This is a genomic window from Barrientosiimonas endolithica, from assembly GCF_030296655.1.
In the GTDB taxonomy this organism is placed as follows: domain Bacteria; phylum Actinomycetota; class Actinomycetes; order Actinomycetales; family Dermatophilaceae; genus Barrientosiimonas; species Barrientosiimonas humi.
This window is the reverse complement of sequence record NZ_AP027735.1, coordinates 2,568,385-2,582,475: the sequence shown is the minus strand read 5'-3', so window position 1 is coordinate 2,582,475 and position 14,091 is coordinate 2,568,385. Positions and strand designations below refer to the sequence as shown.

Annotated in this window: 15 protein-coding genes; 3 read left to right on the top strand and 12 right to left on the bottom strand. The window is 69.4% G+C overall.

Annotated features, from left to right (window positions below):
* Positions 1 to 114: 114 nt before the first annotated feature.
* The 3 genes from QUE40_RS13090 (at position 115) to QUE40_RS13080 (ending at position 2,526) form a co-directional block, all read left to right on the top strand.
* The gene (locus tag QUE40_RS13090) at positions 115 to 822 is read left to right on the top strand and encodes a glycosyltransferase family 2 protein (RefSeq protein WP_433997001.1); all 708 of its coding nucleotides are present in this window, start codon (positions 115 to 117) and stop codon (positions 820 to 822) included.
* Between the two features lie 34 nt (positions 823 to 856).
* Positions 857 to 1,645 carry a glycosyltransferase family protein gene (locus tag QUE40_RS13085; RefSeq protein WP_289231250.1) on the top strand — a complete coding sequence of 263 codons (789 nt, stop codon included), beginning with the start codon at positions 857 to 859 and terminating at the stop codon, positions 1,643 to 1,645.
* Positions 1,646 to 1,794: 149 nt separating this feature from the next.
* Complete coding sequence (locus QUE40_RS13080) at positions 1,795 to 2,526, top strand: alpha-1,2-fucosyltransferase (RefSeq protein ID WP_289231249.1); 732 nt, start codon at positions 1,795 to 1,797, stop codon at positions 2,524 to 2,526.
* Here QUE40_RS13080 and QUE40_RS13075 read toward each other — a convergent pair.
* The 12 genes from QUE40_RS13075 to QUE40_RS13020 all read right to left on the bottom strand — a co-directional run bounded on the left by QUE40_RS13075 (position 2,517) and on the right by QUE40_RS13020 (position 14,051).
* A complete protein-coding gene (locus QUE40_RS13075; protein ID WP_289231248.1) occupies positions 2,517 to 2,957 on the bottom strand; it encodes a hypothetical protein in 441 nt (146 codons plus the stop codon). The two genes, QUE40_RS13080 and QUE40_RS13075, sit on opposite strands and share 10 nt — an antisense overlap.
* A gap of 442 nt (positions 2,958 to 3,399) precedes the next feature.
* Positions 3,400 to 5,220, bottom strand: a complete 1,821-nt coding sequence (locus QUE40_RS13070; protein WP_289231247.1) for an ABC transporter ATP-binding protein — start codon at positions 5,218 to 5,220, stop codon at positions 3,400 to 3,402.
* Positions 5,217 to 6,014 (bottom strand): hypothetical protein, encoded by a 798-nt coding sequence (locus QUE40_RS13065; RefSeq protein ID WP_289231246.1) that lies wholly within the window; start codon positions 6,012 to 6,014, stop codon positions 5,217 to 5,219. The genes QUE40_RS13070 and QUE40_RS13065 overlap by 4 nt, the downstream gene beginning before the upstream one ends.
* A gap of 233 nt (positions 6,015 to 6,247) precedes the next feature.
* The gene (locus QUE40_RS13060; protein WP_289231245.1) at positions 6,248 to 7,162 is read right to left on the bottom strand and encodes a glycosyltransferase family 2 protein; all 915 of its coding nucleotides are present in this window, start codon (positions 7,160 to 7,162) and stop codon (positions 6,248 to 6,250) included.
* A complete protein-coding gene (locus QUE40_RS13055; RefSeq protein ID WP_289231244.1) occupies positions 7,159 to 8,202 on the bottom strand; it encodes a glycosyltransferase family 4 protein in 1,044 nt (347 codons plus the stop codon). Before QUE40_RS13055 ends, QUE40_RS13060 begins: the two co-directional genes overlap by 4 nt.
* Positions 8,190 to 9,029 carry an FkbM family methyltransferase gene (locus QUE40_RS13050; protein ID WP_289231243.1) on the bottom strand — a complete coding sequence of 280 codons (840 nt, stop codon included), beginning with the start codon at positions 9,027 to 9,029 and terminating at the stop codon, positions 8,190 to 8,192. The genes QUE40_RS13055 and QUE40_RS13050 overlap by 13 nt, the downstream gene beginning before the upstream one ends.
* Positions 9,029 to 10,111 (bottom strand): glycosyltransferase family 4 protein, encoded by a 1,083-nt coding sequence (locus QUE40_RS13045; RefSeq protein WP_289231242.1) that lies wholly within the window; start codon positions 10,109 to 10,111, stop codon positions 9,029 to 9,031. The genes QUE40_RS13050 and QUE40_RS13045 overlap by 1 nt, the downstream gene beginning before the upstream one ends.
* The gene (locus QUE40_RS13040; RefSeq protein WP_289233086.1) at positions 10,111 to 10,800 is read right to left on the bottom strand and encodes a sugar phosphate isomerase/epimerase family protein; all 690 of its coding nucleotides are present in this window, start codon (positions 10,798 to 10,800) and stop codon (positions 10,111 to 10,113) included. The genes QUE40_RS13045 and QUE40_RS13040 overlap by 1 nt, the downstream gene beginning before the upstream one ends.
* Positions 10,797 to 12,377 (bottom strand): N-acetylneuraminate synthase family protein, encoded by a 1,581-nt coding sequence (locus QUE40_RS13035; RefSeq protein ID WP_289231241.1) that lies wholly within the window; start codon positions 12,375 to 12,377, stop codon positions 10,797 to 10,799. Before QUE40_RS13035 ends, QUE40_RS13040 begins: the two co-directional genes overlap by 4 nt.
* A 44-nt stretch (positions 12,378 to 12,421) precedes the next feature.
* Positions 12,422 to 13,012: an acylneuraminate cytidylyltransferase family protein gene (locus QUE40_RS13030; RefSeq protein ID WP_289231240.1), complete on the bottom strand. Its 591-nt coding sequence runs from the start codon at positions 13,010 to 13,012 to the stop codon at positions 12,422 to 12,424.
* A gap of 78 nt (positions 13,013 to 13,090) precedes the next feature.
* On the bottom strand, positions 13,091 to 13,240 hold the full coding sequence (locus QUE40_RS13025; RefSeq protein WP_289231239.1) for a hypothetical protein: 150 nt from the start codon (positions 13,238 to 13,240) through the stop codon (positions 13,091 to 13,093).
* Between the two features lie 262 nt (positions 13,241 to 13,502).
* Positions 13,503 to 14,051: a PIG-L family deacetylase gene (locus tag QUE40_RS13020; protein ID WP_289231238.1), complete on the bottom strand. Its 549-nt coding sequence runs from the start codon at positions 14,049 to 14,051 to the stop codon at positions 13,503 to 13,505.
* Positions 14,052 to 14,091: the final 40 nt, after the last annotated feature.

Below are 14,091 nucleotides of genomic sequence, written 5' to 3'. Positions count from 1 at the left end.
CGCGTCTCCGGTCCCTTTCCCCGCCGGGGAAGGGTTCGAGGTGGTCCGGCGCCATAGGAACGGGGGTTCGGGTCCGCGGTGAACTCAGGGCTCGCTGTCGTCAGTGAGGATGCGGTGCTGGTGCTCAACAGCGACGCCCAGGTCGAGCCTGACTTCGTCTCCCGCCTGCTGGCGGCAGCCGATCCGTGGTGGCCAGCCGTGGTGTCCGTGCAGGTCCGTCAGCAGCGTGACCTGTGTGTCACGCGGTTGTGGCCCACGCCAGGCCAGCACGTCGTCGAGTGGCTGGAGCCCCTTGCCCGTTTCCACGGTCGGCCTTGGCTGGAGCGAGCGCTGGGCAACGACGTCGCCGGATGGTCCTCGCCGTCCGTTGCCGTCACGGACTGGGCGGTCGGTGTGTGCCTGCTGATCCCGACGGACGACGTCCAGGCTGTCGGCGGGTTTGACGAGCGGTTCTTCATGAACAGCGAGGAGATCGACCTGCAGCGGCGTCTTCACGAGGAGCGAGGACTGCCCGTCGTCGTCCTGCCGTCCCCGACGCTCGAGCACGAAGGCGGGGGTTCGTCCGACCCGCTCCGCCGCGCTGGCTGGGTCGTCGACTCGCGGTTCCGTTACCAGCAGAAGTGGGGTTCACCAGCAGCCCTGCGCGTGGGCTTGATGGCGGCGAGTCTGGTCAATCTCGGCTGGAACGGCGCCCGTCGGTTGGCCGGACGCGACGTCCAGCCGCTGTCAGGGTTCCGCAGCCAAAGGGCGATCATCCAGCACGGCTGGGCGACTCGTCGTGAGGGAGAATCATCCGAGGAGGTGAACGCGAATGGCGGCTAGTCCGCGCGTGTGCGTGGCGAGCGGTGGTGACGAGGTGCGCTATCGCTCGTACGTCAACCACAAGGTCTTCGCCGGTCTTCACGGTTTCACCCATCACATCGGGATCGGCCTGGCCCCGGGCATCGACACCGTCTACTACTACAAGTTCGAGCTGGTTCGCGAGATCCTGCCGCATTTCGACTGGGTCCTCTATCTGGATGACGACGTCTACGTCACCGACCTGAAGAGCCCCGCGGTGGAAGAGCTGATCGCTGAAGCGACGGACAGCGATGCGTTCCTCGTGATCGCTGAGGGGCCGCGAGAACCGGATGACACCTGGACCCGGGTCAACAGCGGTGTGCTGCTCCTGCGCAACGACCCGCGCACCTTCGCCTTCCTCGATGCGGCACAGGCCTGGGATCTCGAGGCGATCCGCTCTGACTGGTCCGAGACCGACGAGGGGTTGTACACGTTCGGCGACCAGGACGCGATCTGGCGCACGATCCGCGACCACCCGGAGTTCACCGAAGGCGTGACCATCGTCGGTCACCGACGGCTCAACTCTCGTGCTCACTACTACGACGGCGACCTCAACGACGCGTTCGCAGTGCACTTCTGCGGCCCCGGCGACAAACCCCTCAAGGTGGCCCGGTTCGGACGCCGCTTCGGCATGGGGCAGGAGCTGGTGCCTGAGGAGCTGCTCGATCGATTCTCGGTCCGCCGTCGGGAAGAGATGCCACGCCGCGAGATGGTCGGTCGCGAGCTTGCGCTTCTGGGGCGCGCGGCGCACAAGCGCGTGCGACGCAAGATCGCGTTCGTGCGCGAGACCGGTCGGTGGAAATGAGCCGCACTTCGGTAGCACGCAGGAGCGCACCCGCCCGGGCAGCCCGGTTCGTCCGCTTTCACGCTCTGAAGCGGCTGGACGCCTGGCGAGCGAATGGCCGCCATCGAACGGTCAACCTGCCTCCCGAGTCCGGGATCGGCGTCGGCAACATGTTCTCCTTCTGGCTCTGGGGCCACTACGGCCAGGCGACCGGTCGGGACTGGTGGGTCCTCCAGACCGACGCCATGCGGCCGTGGCTCGAGGTGTTCCCCCGCATCGAGCCTCTGCTCCTGGCTCGCGACGAGCTTCGCTTCTCGGACGCGCGAGAGTGCGACTGGTCGCAAGACTTCGACAAGTTCCCCGAGGAGTTCCTCCCGGACTTCGTGCGCGAGCGACTCCTGAGGTCGGGCCTCCCCGTCTCCCGCGAGCCGCGCGAGGACGTAGTCACGGTCAACGTTCGCCGCGGTGACTACTACTCAGATCCGCAGCTTCGACTGCTCTACGGGTTCGACGTGCGTGGCTACGTGCGCGCAGCCATGCACGGGGCCAGGCGGCAACAGGCAATCGCGCGCGTGGACGTGGTCTCCGACGACCCCGGGTGGTGCTCGGCCGAGCTGGGGTTCCTGACCGAGTTCGGGGAGGTGACATACCAGCGAACCGGAGACGGGCCTGTGGCCAACCTGGCGCAGCTCGCTTCAGCGCGGCGGCTGGTGCTCGCGAACTCGACGTTCTCCTACTGGGGTGCCTACCTCAGCAACGGTGTCTACAGAGACAACCACGCGCTGGTGTGGGCGCCGGCGTTCCACCGTCGAGGGATCAACGGCGACAAGGCCTTTCAGCTCGACCCCCGATGGTCAGTCGTCGAGGGCTACGCGGATCTGGCGGATGCGCATCACTGGTAGTCGTCGTGGTCCGGGAAGAGCCGCTCGTCGTACAGCAGCGCGTCCCGGTACTTCACCTGCAGCGGGTCGACGACCTGAGCCAGGAGAGCGTTGAAGGGGACAGGGTAGCCAACGTTGTCGCCGCGAGCGTTCCCCGGGTGCAGAGCGAGGTGGTCAGCGTACTTGTCCATTCGATGATTCAGCTCCACCCACCACTCGCGGGTCAGGGGAGTGTCTGGGCGAGCGATGTAGCTGCACTGCCCCAGGCGGACCTCTGAGCATCGACGCATAACCTTCTCCAATCGAGGGTCAGGTTCGTTGGGAGTCATGAGCCGCACCGGGACGCGATACCCGGCCATCCATTGCTCTGAGTCGTCCATGCGGTCGAAAACTGGTTCCCAACTGTTCCGGGATGGCTTGATGTCGGCATAGCCGCCACCGTGGAACTGCATGAAGTAGCTCTTGAGGTAGTCCGCGCGGTGAATGAAGGAGAGGCCGTTGTACGCCGGGTGAAGGGGTGTCCCGGAAATACGTAGTCGTCCAGATTCTCGGGGGTGATCAGGACGACGTCGAGGCTTGGGTTGAGCGCCCGCAGCGAGTCGATGCCTCGCTGGCGCTGCGCCGACACTGCATTGTCACCGGTCCAGAACACGAAGATGCGGCGTGGCAGCGCCTCGTTGGTGCGTCGAGTCAGCGGCTCGTTGTGCGGGAGGTGGGTTCCCGGCCAGTCATTCGGATCGAGCCGGTATGGCCGGAGCTTGTGTGCGGCTCGGAACACCGGCTCGACCGCGCCGGCCACCCGGAACCGGTACGGCTTGTACGCCAGGAACGCCCGGTGCTTCAGCTGCTGCGCTGCGTGCTTGCCGGAAGCGAACGATTCTCGCGCTCGATCTCTCATGCCGATTCGGGCCCCTCCTGTAGGTCGAGCTGTCCTAGCGCGACAAGCCGCGCGAATCGAGGGGAAGCGGAGACCACCTCGTCGAACGTGCCGACGGCTTCAACCCGACCGTCGGCAAGGAAGGCCAGCTGGCGCGCGTGGCGGACCGTGGACAGCCGGTGCGCGACGATGATCGTGGTGATCTCACCGTGCAGACTGCGGATCGCCTCGGTCATCCGGTGCTCTGTCTCGTTGTCGAGGGCTGAGGTCGCCTCGTCCAGGACTAGCACCTGCGGTTCGCGATAGAGGGCGCGTGCGATCCCGACACGCTGACGCTGTCCGCCGGACAGTCGCGAACCTCGTTCTCCCACACGGGTGTCGAGGCCGTCGGGGAGCTCTGCGAGCAGGTCACCCAAGAGCGCGCGGTCGGCGGAGCGCCGAACGAGCTCGTGATCGCGCTGATCCTCTGGGACTCCGAAGGCGATGTTCCCGGCGAGAGTGTCGTCGGCGACGTAGACGTCCTGCGGTACATAGGCCACGACGTCGTGCCACCACTGGTCGGACTGGCGGATGGGGACATCGCCGTAGGCCACCGAGCCGCTGGTCGGCGGGATGAGCCCGAGGATGATGTTGACCAGCGTCGTCTTGCCCGATCCGCTCGGGCCGGCGAGGGCCAGCGACGAACCGGTGGGGATGTGGAGCGTCACGTCGCGGAGCACGTCGCGACCGGCACCGGGGTACCGGAACCCGACTTGTTGCACCTCGATCGGGGCTCCGGTGACGGGATGCGCGGCTTCCGTGCGCGGGTCTCGATCGTTGGCCCCGGACGTGAGGGCCTCCTGGAGCGCACGCACGACAACCTCGAGACCGGCTCGCCCGACCTTGATGGTTCCCAAGGTCGCGGTGAGGGCGACCATCGAGGGGAGGATCCGGATGCTCGCGGCCACGAACAGACTCAGCGTGGGGAGGGCTGCGGCTTCGCTGCCGGTCGCCACCGAGAGGATCACCAGGAGCGCGATTGCTGCCATCGTGGTCAGTTCCAGGACTGACTTCGGCAGCATGGCCAAGAAGTTCGCCCGCCGCGCGGACTGAGCCTGGCTGACGTTGGCAGCGTCGAAGCGATCGACGAAAAAGCCCTGAGCGTCGTGCATCGTCAGCTCTCGGAAGCCGTGCAGCGAGTCCACCAAGGCGTGGGAGCTCGCCCAGGCGGCGTTCTGCGCCTCGAGACCCGCCTTGCGGTTGGCGGGTGCTAGCGCCCGTTGCAGACCGAAGACGACGATGGCGAAGTAGGCGATGGCGGCGAGGGTGGGCAGTGGTGCCACCACGAGTAGAAACGCCGCGATCAACCCGATCGACATGGCCTGGCTGAGCACCTGGAGCAACCCACCGAGCACGCTGGTGTGAGCCATCTGCGCGCCCTGCCCGACGGCACTGATGACCTCACCCACGTTGCGGTCGCGATGCCGCAGGTAGGGCTCGGTCAAGTAGTGCTGCAGGAGTCGCCGTGATGTTGTCGTCTGCAACCGCACCACGATCCCACTGGACCACCACAGGATGATCGACGCCAGTACGGCCTTCGCCAGAAAGGCGAGGATCATGACGAGGGCGAGGGCAATGGTGAATCGCTCGCGGGACCCGCCACCGAGGATGTCGTAGAGGCGCCCGAGGACGCCGCTGTCCAGCGAGGCGCCGGTAAGTGTCTGCATCAACGGGAACACGACGGCGATACCGACCAGGTCGAGCAGTGCCGAGGTGAACTGGGCCAGCACCACCATGACGAGAAGGAACCGGTCTCTCGCCGTGAAGGTGGAGAGCAGGTAGCGCAGGTCCGCTCTCATGGGTCCATCACCTCCGCGAGGTGCCCGATCTGAGCGAGCTCCTGATCGAGCGTGGCTGGATTCAGCTCGAACTCGTCGGCGATGATGCGGATCCGGTGGCGCCAGTCCAACATGCGCAGGGCGTGGCGCGACAGCCGCAGGGGCGCACCGGTGTCGTACGTCTCGAGGGCCGCGCGCAGGGCAGGCAGGCCCACCTCGAGAGAGCTGACATCCATTGGGATGAGCGCGTCAGACGGGAGCAGGTCTGCGGCTCGGCAGCGGGGCGACGAACCGGCGATCAGCGTCCCGTTGGCCACGGCGTCGGTGAATCGGGCAGAGAGATAGTCGCGAGTTGGGTGGCGGTATGCGCTGGGACTGTCGAGGCTGCTCGACGCGAGGACGACCTTTGCCCTTCGTAGCTGGTCGTGAACCGTGCGCTGGTTGGTCGACCCGTCTGTTGCCAGCGGGAAGCGGCCCTGATAGCTCATCCCGACGCGGGAGAGCGCTGCTCGGTTGGAGTCGTCGTCATCCCAGGCGCGCGGTTGGCGACCCAGACGCAGCACATCGACCGGGCGATTGGCGGTGAGGTCGTGGTCCTGCTGCGCCTGCAACGCGTCCGTCCCCCAGGGGAGCCAGCCAGTAGGAACGCCCGTGGCCGCGCCGTAGCGGTCGGCCAGCTCGCCGTCCGTCACCCAGAGCCTGTCGAACGTGTTGCGGTGTCGGGCGAATCGCGGCAGCAGCTCGTCCCAGAAGGAGTCGATGATCCAGGCACCCACGCGGTCGAAACGGCCCGCGAGCACCGGAGCTTCGGCCACCGACAACAGGTTCCCTGGGTGGGCGGCGATGAGTAGCAGGGACCGCCCACTGCCACGTCGGCGGGGGAGATGGGCGAATGCTTTACGGGCTGGCCCGTACGGCTTCGAAGGGTGGATGAACCGCACGTCGGCCTGGAGCACTCGCCCAGCCAGCTCGGCGAGTGCTGTGACCGGGCCCCAGCCGCCCGAGGACGAGGGCGTGACGCACCAGATCTCCATCGCTGCACCGGAAGTCATCGGGGCTCATTGTTGTCGAAGCCGGCCCTGGCCGAGGACTCGACCACCAGCGCCACAGCCTTGCGGCCGACGGGGGCGGGCAGCGCGGGCAGTGCCCTGTCTACGGCCGCGCCGAGTCGTGCGACGCGCCCCTCGTCGAGCCGGGCCGCCACGGCGTCGGTGGCTCTGCTCCACCAGGTGGGTGGGCCGGGCGGAGCGCTGACGTCGGGACCGTGGATGTTCTCGAACTGACGCCGTGCCTGGCCGGACCAGAAGGCGCGCTGGGCTCGGGTGCGGGTGTCGACCGAGGCCATGTGGTGCCGCACCTCGGTCGCTTCGACGACGTCGATGGGCACGCCCAACCGATGGACGCGGTAACCGAAGTCGACGTCCTCCCAGCCGTATCCGCGATAGCGGTCGTCGAACTCGCCGACCCGGTCGAACACTTCGCGGGTGACCGAGGTGTTGCCGCCCCAGAAGCGCCAACGTTCGTCCGGCGGCGCCGAGAGCGCGGCGATTCGGTGGCGCTCGTCGGCGTAGAGACCGTACGCGCGCAGGTAGGCGCCGTCGGGGGCGATGTTTCGTGGCAGGCCGATCACGCCGCACTCGCGCCGTTCGTGCGCGGCGACGTGAGCCGCGACGTGGTGCGGAGCAGGCTCGAAGTCGTCGTCGCACCGGATGAGGACATCGCCGTCTGCCGCCCGGAAGCCGGCGTTGAGCGCAGCGACCCGTCCCTGGTTGGTCGGGAGCACGACGGTGCGCAGCGGCAGGTCGTGACGGTCGCGCAGGGTCTGGGCGGAGCCGTCTACCTCGCCGTCGAGGACGACGACGGCCTCCCAGTCGTCGTGGGTCTGCCGCGCCAGGGCGTCGAGCAACCGGGGGAGGCGACCGGCCCCGGCATAGGACGGGACCACCAGCGAGGCGCGCGTCATGAGGCTTTCCTCGTCTCGAGCTGCCCCAGCAGTCGGCCCAGGCGCTCGCGTCCCGCCTCGGGCGAGAAGTGCGTCGCCCACCGCGCGTAGGATTCTTCGACCGTGGGGGCCCAGTCGGCGGTGCTGGCCCTGTCCAGCAGCCGCGCCAGTCCGTCGGCGTCACCGCGACGGAAGGTCCACGGATAGCCCTCACCGGCCACCTCCGGGAGCGCGCCGGCGTCGCTGATGACGAACGCCCGGCGGGCCGACATCGCCTCGCTCACCACGAGTCCGAAGGGTTCGTCCCAGAGCGAGGGGAAGACGGCCAGGTCGACCGACTCGAAGAAGCGGTCGGCGGGCATCCATCCCCTGAGGTCGGCCCCGACCGCCTGCAGCGCGGCGGCCACCCGTCCGGCCTCGTCGGGCGCGACGAACCGGGACTCGCCGGCGACCAGCAGACGGAAGGAGCCCGGGCGACGGTCCTGCAGCCGGCGCACCGCCTCGCACAGCACGAGCAGACCCTTGTCCTCCGACAGGCGCCCGAGGTAGCCGAGGGTGATGTAACCCCGGTCGGGTTGGGGTCGAGGTGGAGGGAAGGCCGGAGACCAGTTCCACAGGATCTTCGCGCTGGCCACGTGGCGCGCCATCGAGGAGGAGGGGACGATGGTCGCGAGCGCTCCGCGGCGCGCCAGCTGGACCAGGCGCCGCTGTCTTGCGGAGGGGCGCTGGTGCAGGTGCACGACCCGGTGGGGCCGTCCCGTCGTGGCGAGCGCAGGCCGTGGCCCGTTGCACCACAACAGTCCTCGACGCTCGGCACGGTCCCAGGCGCGGGTGACCCGCAGCTGGTCGGCGCCACCGCGGGTCCGCAGCGGGACGACGCGAAGACCCCGCCGAGCAGCCTCGTCGACGACGTCGTGGGGGTGCTCCGGGGCCACGACCTCGACGTCGTGGCCGAGCTCGGTGGCGGCCTCGGCCATCGCGAGCAGCATCACCTCGCCCCCGGCCATCTGTCCGTGGTTGGCCGCGAACGAGATCCGGTGCGGGCGGGTCAGTCCTTCCACGCCCACAGCGTCCCGTGGCCCCAGTAGTTCTGCGTGACGAACCCAGTCGTGAACCCGGCGTCACGCAGGAGGCGCTCCGCGGCGTCTCGCGGCGGCTGACTGGGGGACATGTGGCGGTGATACTCCATGACCAAGGTCAACTCCCGGAGGTCACGCATGCGCGGGTCCCCGAGGATCGCCCACTCACCGCCCTCGATGTCGATCTTCACGAAGTCCGCGTCGGGGAGGTAGTCGAACGCGTCGACACCCCGGACCGCGCTGCCCTGCTCGTCGGCCGTGAGGAACGACCCGCTGCCCAGGCCCTCCCGCATGTGGACCGTGCTCTCGGAGGTCACCACTGCGGCTTCGACGAAGGCCGGTGACTGCGGTGCAGAGGCCGCCCAGCGGCGGTAGAGGTCCGCGTTCTCCGGCTCGGGCTCGAAGGCAGTGATCTGCGCGTCGGGCCACTTCTGCAGGATCCAGGCGGAGAAGACGCCGATGTTGGCGCCGATGTCGAGCACCCGCAGCGCGGGGCGGTCGAGCCGGGCACGCAGAGGTTCCGGGGGCTCGTATTCGCCCCGGTGGATCAACTCGTACAGGGCCTCGAAGTCGCGTCCGTGCTGGAGCCAGAGGCGAGAGCCGCCGTCTTTCAGCGTGTAGGCCGCGACGTTGCCGCGATCGAGGTACTCGCGTCGCAGGAACGCTCTGGGAGTGGTCGTCTCCCACGCCGCCGGGATGTAACGCAGCATCAGGGTGGTGGCCAGCGCCTTGCGGACGGGCGGGTGCAGCGCGACCTTGCGCACACCCGGGAGGCTGCCGAGGCGGCGGATGGTGTTCATGGCGCCCATCAGGCGGCTCCTGCGGTGTCGACGTGGTCGGGAGTGGGGTGGGCCTGTTCGTAGATGCCGACGATCTGGCGAACCATCCCCGCCACGTCGGGGATGTTCGTCGGAAGCGAGGGGCGCGCCTCGGGCTGCGTGCCCTGCTCGACGACGGCAACGGCCAGGGCGTCGACGTCGTCGGGGCCGGCCAGGCAACCGGGCGGCAGGATTTCCGGGTTGCCGCCGATGTCGCTGGCGACGACCCCCATGCCGCGGTTGACCGCGTCGAGCAGCGTGTAGGACAGGTTGTCGGCACGCGACGGCTGCACCAGGACGTCGTGGTCCGCCATCGCCTCCTCGGCGTCGACGAACCCGGGAAACGTCGTGGCGTCCTCGATCCCGAGCCGTCCGGCCAGCTGCTCCAGGGCGGCTCGCTCGTCGCCCTGCCCCGCCACGGTCAGCGTGGCGTCGGGGTGGCGGTTGCGAAGCCGGGCGAACACCTCAAGGGTCGTCTCGACGTTCTTCTCCGGGGACAGCCGGGACAACGACAGCAAGCGCAACCCGGTGGGCGGATCCTGTTGTGGCGCAAGGCGGTCCACGCCGTTGCGGATGACCGTGACGGGCGCGCTCGGGCGCCACTGGCGCAGCATGTCGCGCCGGGTCGACTCGCTCACCGCGATCAGCTGGTCGAAGCGCCGGATGCGCGCGTGGTGCGCGCCGCGCCGGCTCATCGACTTGGCCCGGCTGCCGTGGAAGGTCAACGGGTCCTCGGGGATGTGGTGCTCGGTCGACACCAGCCGGACCGGCATTCCCACCGTGGCCATCGCGACCAGGAAGTCGGCCTTCGCCAGGTGGGAGTGGACGACAGCGGGCCGCAGCCGGCGCACCGTCTCACGCAGGGTGCGCACCGTGCGGTGCGTCGGCGTTCCCTCGACCGGAAGCGGGACGGCCGGGCAGCCCAGGGCGTACAACCGGTCCAGCAGCGGACCTTCCGGTGCGGTGACGACCAGCCGATAGCCGGGCAGGCCGACGCGCGCGACGTCGGTGATGTGGCGCGCGACGCCCGCGAACTCCCCGACCGGGCACACCCACAGCGCGACCGGCTGCATCAGAACCACTCCTCCAGGCGGTCCAGGGCGGTCCAGAACCCGGCCCCGTTGTCGACGTGGCCCTGCCAGATCTCGGGGATGAACGGGACGCCCGGCGCGAGCCGGTCCAGCTGCGTCGCGGTGGTGGCCCAGTCGATCTCGCCCTCGCCGATCTGCGGCCCTTCGCCGTCGACGCCCTCGGCGTCGACGATGTGCAGGTGGTCGGTGAGCGGCGCCAGCTGCTCGACGTACTCGCTGAACGGGCGGCGGGTGTAGTTCGCGGCGAGCTTGGAGTGGCTGAGGTCCAGGGTCAGGCGCCGATCGTACTGACGGCAGAACTCGACCGTGTCCTCCAGGCCCATGAACAGGTTGTGGTGCTGCTGGCCGCCCATGAGCCAGGGGAAGGGCGGCAGCGTCTGGGACGTCAGCCGCACGTCGCTCTCGTCGACCCGCTCCAGCGCCTGGGCGATGCGGGCGTAGCGCGCGGGGCGGTCCTCCGGCGGGATGAACCGGTCGCGGGTGAACCCGCCCATGGTGCAGATCACGACGGGCGGCTGGTCGGCGTCGAACCATCCGGCCAGGTCGCGGGTGATGTCGATGACGCGCTGGACCTCGACGATCGAGCGCTCCCAGACGTCGTCGTCCTCGCTGGCCAGGTCGATGATGAAGTCGCCGGGATAGAGGTCGGGGCAGTGCACGGCGTACGTCATGCCCGGGAACCGGCCGCCGAGGAGCCGGTCGATCGTCTCGGCGTCCATCTCCACGTCGTGCGCCGAGAGGTGGAACTCCAGGAAGTCGGGGTTGACCGGGTTGTCGGTGATGAGCCGGCGGGCGTCGTGGTAGCGCACCGGCACCCCCACGGGCGCCGGAAGGTGTAGGCGCGGCCCTCGGTCACCGTGTCGGAGACGTCCGAGGCGTAGAAGAAGTCACCGGCCTCGACGACGCGGCGCGTGGGACGGCCGATCAGCGCGTCGAGGTGGTTGGGCTGCAGTCCGCGGCCGGGAGACTTCACCGTGACGGCGTCGCGCGTCACGTGCTCGCCGATCTCGAGCCGACGCGTGGCGACCAGCGACTTGGCCAGGTTGGCGCGGTTCATCAGCTCGCCCGTGGACACCGCGCGTGACTCGCCGCTGCCGAGCGCCGACTCCACCTCGCGCACCCGGCTCAGCATGTCGGCGAACTCATCGGGCAGCAGCGACACCTGGTGGTCGTTGCCCTCGAGCGTCTTGTCGTCGGTGAAGTGCTTCTCGATGACGTGCGCGCCGCGGGCGACGGCGGCGACGGGGACGTGGATGCCGCGCTCGTGCCCGGAGTAGCCGACGGGGCAGTCGCCCAGCTCGGCCAACCGGTCCATGTAGCGCAGGTGGACGTCCTTGAACGGGGCGGGGTAGGTCGACTGGCACTGCAGCAGCGCGAACTGGGCGCCGGCCCGGCGCAGCACGTCGACGGCCGCGACGATCTCGTCCTCGGTCGACATGCCGGTCGAGACCAGCAGCGGCAGGTGCTCGGCGGCGCAGGCGCGCAGCAGGTCGTGGTTGGTCAGGTCGGCGCTCGCGGTCTTCAGCGCGGGCACGCCGTAGTCGGACAGCACGCGCAGCGACGGCTCGTCCCACGGCGTGCAGAACGCGTCGATGTCGACGGCGCGGCAGTGGTCGAGCGTCTCGATCATCTGCTCCGGGGTGAAGGAGAACTTCGCGAGCAGATTCATCGTGTACTGCGGGCCGAGGTCTTCGCCCTCCGACGTCGACACCGCGCCCTGGCGATAGAGGGAATCGAGGTCGCGCAGCTGGAACTTCACGGCGTCGGCCCCGGCCTCCTTGGCCAGGTCGACCAGGTGCTTGGCCCGGCCGACGTCGCCCTGGTGGTTGTTGCCGATCTCGGCGATGAGCAGCGCCGGGTGCCCCTCGCCGACCGTGTGCCGGCCGATCTGCAGCTCCTGCGCGGCCGGACGCGCGATCGCCTCCAGCCGGCCGCGGTCGTCCACGAGCGGGATGACCTCGATGCCGGGGCGGAAGGCGGCGGCCACGGTGGCTGGGTCCGAGCCGTATGCCAGGCTCACCGCGTCGCGGTGCGCGGCCTGCTCCACCGGGGTTGTGAGGTCGATAGTGGGAGTGGAGGTGACCCACCGGCGGAAGTCGCCGTCGGAGAAGGACCCCACGAGGATGCCCCGCGCGTCGACGCAGAACACGATTCCCGACTTGTTGTCGCTGATCTTCGTCAGCGCGGCGAGGATGGAGTCGTCGCCAAGAACCACGTAGGGACCGATGCGTCGGTCGATCGTCGTCATGCGCAACATCTTTCGCGTAGGCCTGGGCAAGTCTAGGAGAAAGGTCAGTGGTTGCCGGCCACCCACTGCTCGGCCCGTTCGAAGTCCTCCAGCGTGTCGATGTCCAGGCTCTCGGCCGGGTCCATCACGAACAGTCCGATGCGGCCGCCGAGGCGGTTGTGCTGCCTCTCATAGATCTCGGTGCGGGTGAGATAGAGCGATCCCGTCTCGCGGAACCGTTCCTGCTCGGGAGTGACGTCCTGTCGGCGCGGCCGGTTCTCGAACGGATAGAGCGCGCGCACCTCGGGGGAGCGCTGCCACAGGAAGATCGGCTCGGGGACCACGCCGACCATGGAATCGACTGCGCTGGAAGAGAACTCGGCGACCGCCCGGGAGAGCGTTCCGGGCAGTCGGATCGGTGACGTGGCCTGGAGCAGCATCACGGCCTCGGGGCGTTGCGACCGCTCGGTGATGACCTCGACGGCGTGCTCGACCACCGGCTCGGTGGCCGTGGTGTCCTCGGCCAGGTCGTCGGGACGCTCGATGATCTCGGCCCCGGCGGCGCGCGCCACCGCGGCGATCTCGGCGTCCTCGGTGGAGACGTACGGCGTCAGCCCCGGGGCGGCCAGCACCTGCTCGATCGTCCAGACGATCAACGGCTTCCCCGAGCGGCTTGAGGTTCTTGCGCGGGATGCCCTTGGAACCTCCGCGCGCCGGGATGACTGCGGGAATGCTCATGAACGGTCCTCGTCCTCGACGATCCAGTAGGTCTCGGTGATCGGCAGCCCGTCGGCGGCGCTGAGCCGGCCCTGCTCGTCGAGCACCGGGAGCTGCGACACGTATGCCTGCAGCCGCGCGTGCTTGTCGGTCACGTCCACGGGCACGGTGACCTCCCGCAACCCCGCCGTACGCCCTCGCAGCCGTCGAGCCTGAGCGGCACCTCTCTCGTGCCACAGGTAGGGAAGGTCCTCCGACAGGACCAATGTCGCCCCCGGTGCTGGGGCACCGTCGCCAGCGCGACGTCGCGCACCAGCAGATGATCCGGGTTCGCCGCCATCCCGCGCCGCTGCGCCTTGCGGCGGCGGCGCTGCGCGTCCGCGTGCATGAGTCGGCGAACCGCCTGTGCCGCAACGTTTTTCACCGATCCTAGCCGGCGGGCGCCACCGACCGGGGGTGCCGGCGGTGCGTCGGAGGTCGCGTCCGCCGCGACGGGCCCGGCCGGGGTGTCCCGCGCCCCGCGCAGTCGCTCGCGCAGCACCTGCCACGCCGCCTGCGGCACGTGCACCCCGCGCCCACGGGCGCCACGACGACGCCGTCGGGGTGCGACTCGAGCCAGGCGTCGAGCCGCCGACCCAGCTCCTGCCGGTCCTGCGCGCGCACGGCGTGGTCGGCGTACGTCGCGTCCAGCAGCGGCAACCGCTCGACCTCGTGCGGGGTTCCCGCGAACGCCTTCGTGTCCTCGTCGGTCCGGGCGCGCATCGTGGCGTCCGAGTCGGCGAACCCGCTGGCCGCGTCCCACGGCGTCGACTGCACGGGGGACGGCGTCCCGGCGAACACCGTCCAGACCGTGCACGTCGCCCGCTGCAGCACCCCGGCCGCGCTCAGCCACGCGTCGTCCAGGTGCGGGGCGAGCACCAGGACCGGTCGCGCGTGCAGGACGGGCGTGAGATCGTCGGCCGCGTCGGGACCGGTCATCGCGGTCTCCGTTCCACTAGTCGGCCGCATCGCGCCAATA

Excerpts from the sequence above, each read along its gene's own strand:
- QUE40_RS13060 (WP_289231245.1), bottom strand. The coding sequence starts at position 7,162 with ATGACGCGCGCCTCGCTGGTGGTCCCGTCCTATGCCGGGGCCGGTCGC.
- QUE40_RS13045 (WP_289231242.1), bottom strand. The coding sequence starts at position 10,111 with ATGCAGCCGGTCGCGCTGTGGGTGTGCCCGGTCGGGGAGTTCGCGGGC.
- QUE40_RS13040 (WP_289233086.1), bottom strand. The coding sequence starts at position 10,800 with ATGACGTACGCCGTGCACTGCCCCGACCTCTATCCCGGCGACTTCATC.
- QUE40_RS13050 (WP_289231243.1), bottom strand. The coding sequence starts at position 9,029 with ATGGGCGCCATGAACACCATCCGCCGCCTCGGCAGCCTCCCGGGTGTG.
- QUE40_RS13020 (WP_289231238.1), bottom strand. The coding sequence starts at position 14,051 with ATGACCGGTCCCGACGCGGCCGACGATCTCACGCCCGTCCTGCACGCG.
- QUE40_RS13035 (WP_289231241.1), bottom strand. The coding sequence starts at position 12,377 with ATGACGACGATCGACCGACGCATCGGTCCCTACGTGGTTCTTGGCGAC.
- QUE40_RS13080 (WP_289231249.1), top strand. The coding sequence starts at position 1,795 with ATGTTCTCCTTCTGGCTCTGGGGCCACTACGGCCAGGCGACCGGTCGG.
- QUE40_RS13070 (WP_289231247.1), bottom strand. The coding sequence starts at position 5,220 with ATGAGAGCGGACCTGCGCTACCTGCTCTCCACCTTCACGGCGAGAGAC.
- QUE40_RS13075 (WP_289231248.1), bottom strand. The coding sequence starts at position 2,957 with ATGCAGTTCCACGGTGGCGGCTATGCCGACATCAAGCCATCCCGGAAC.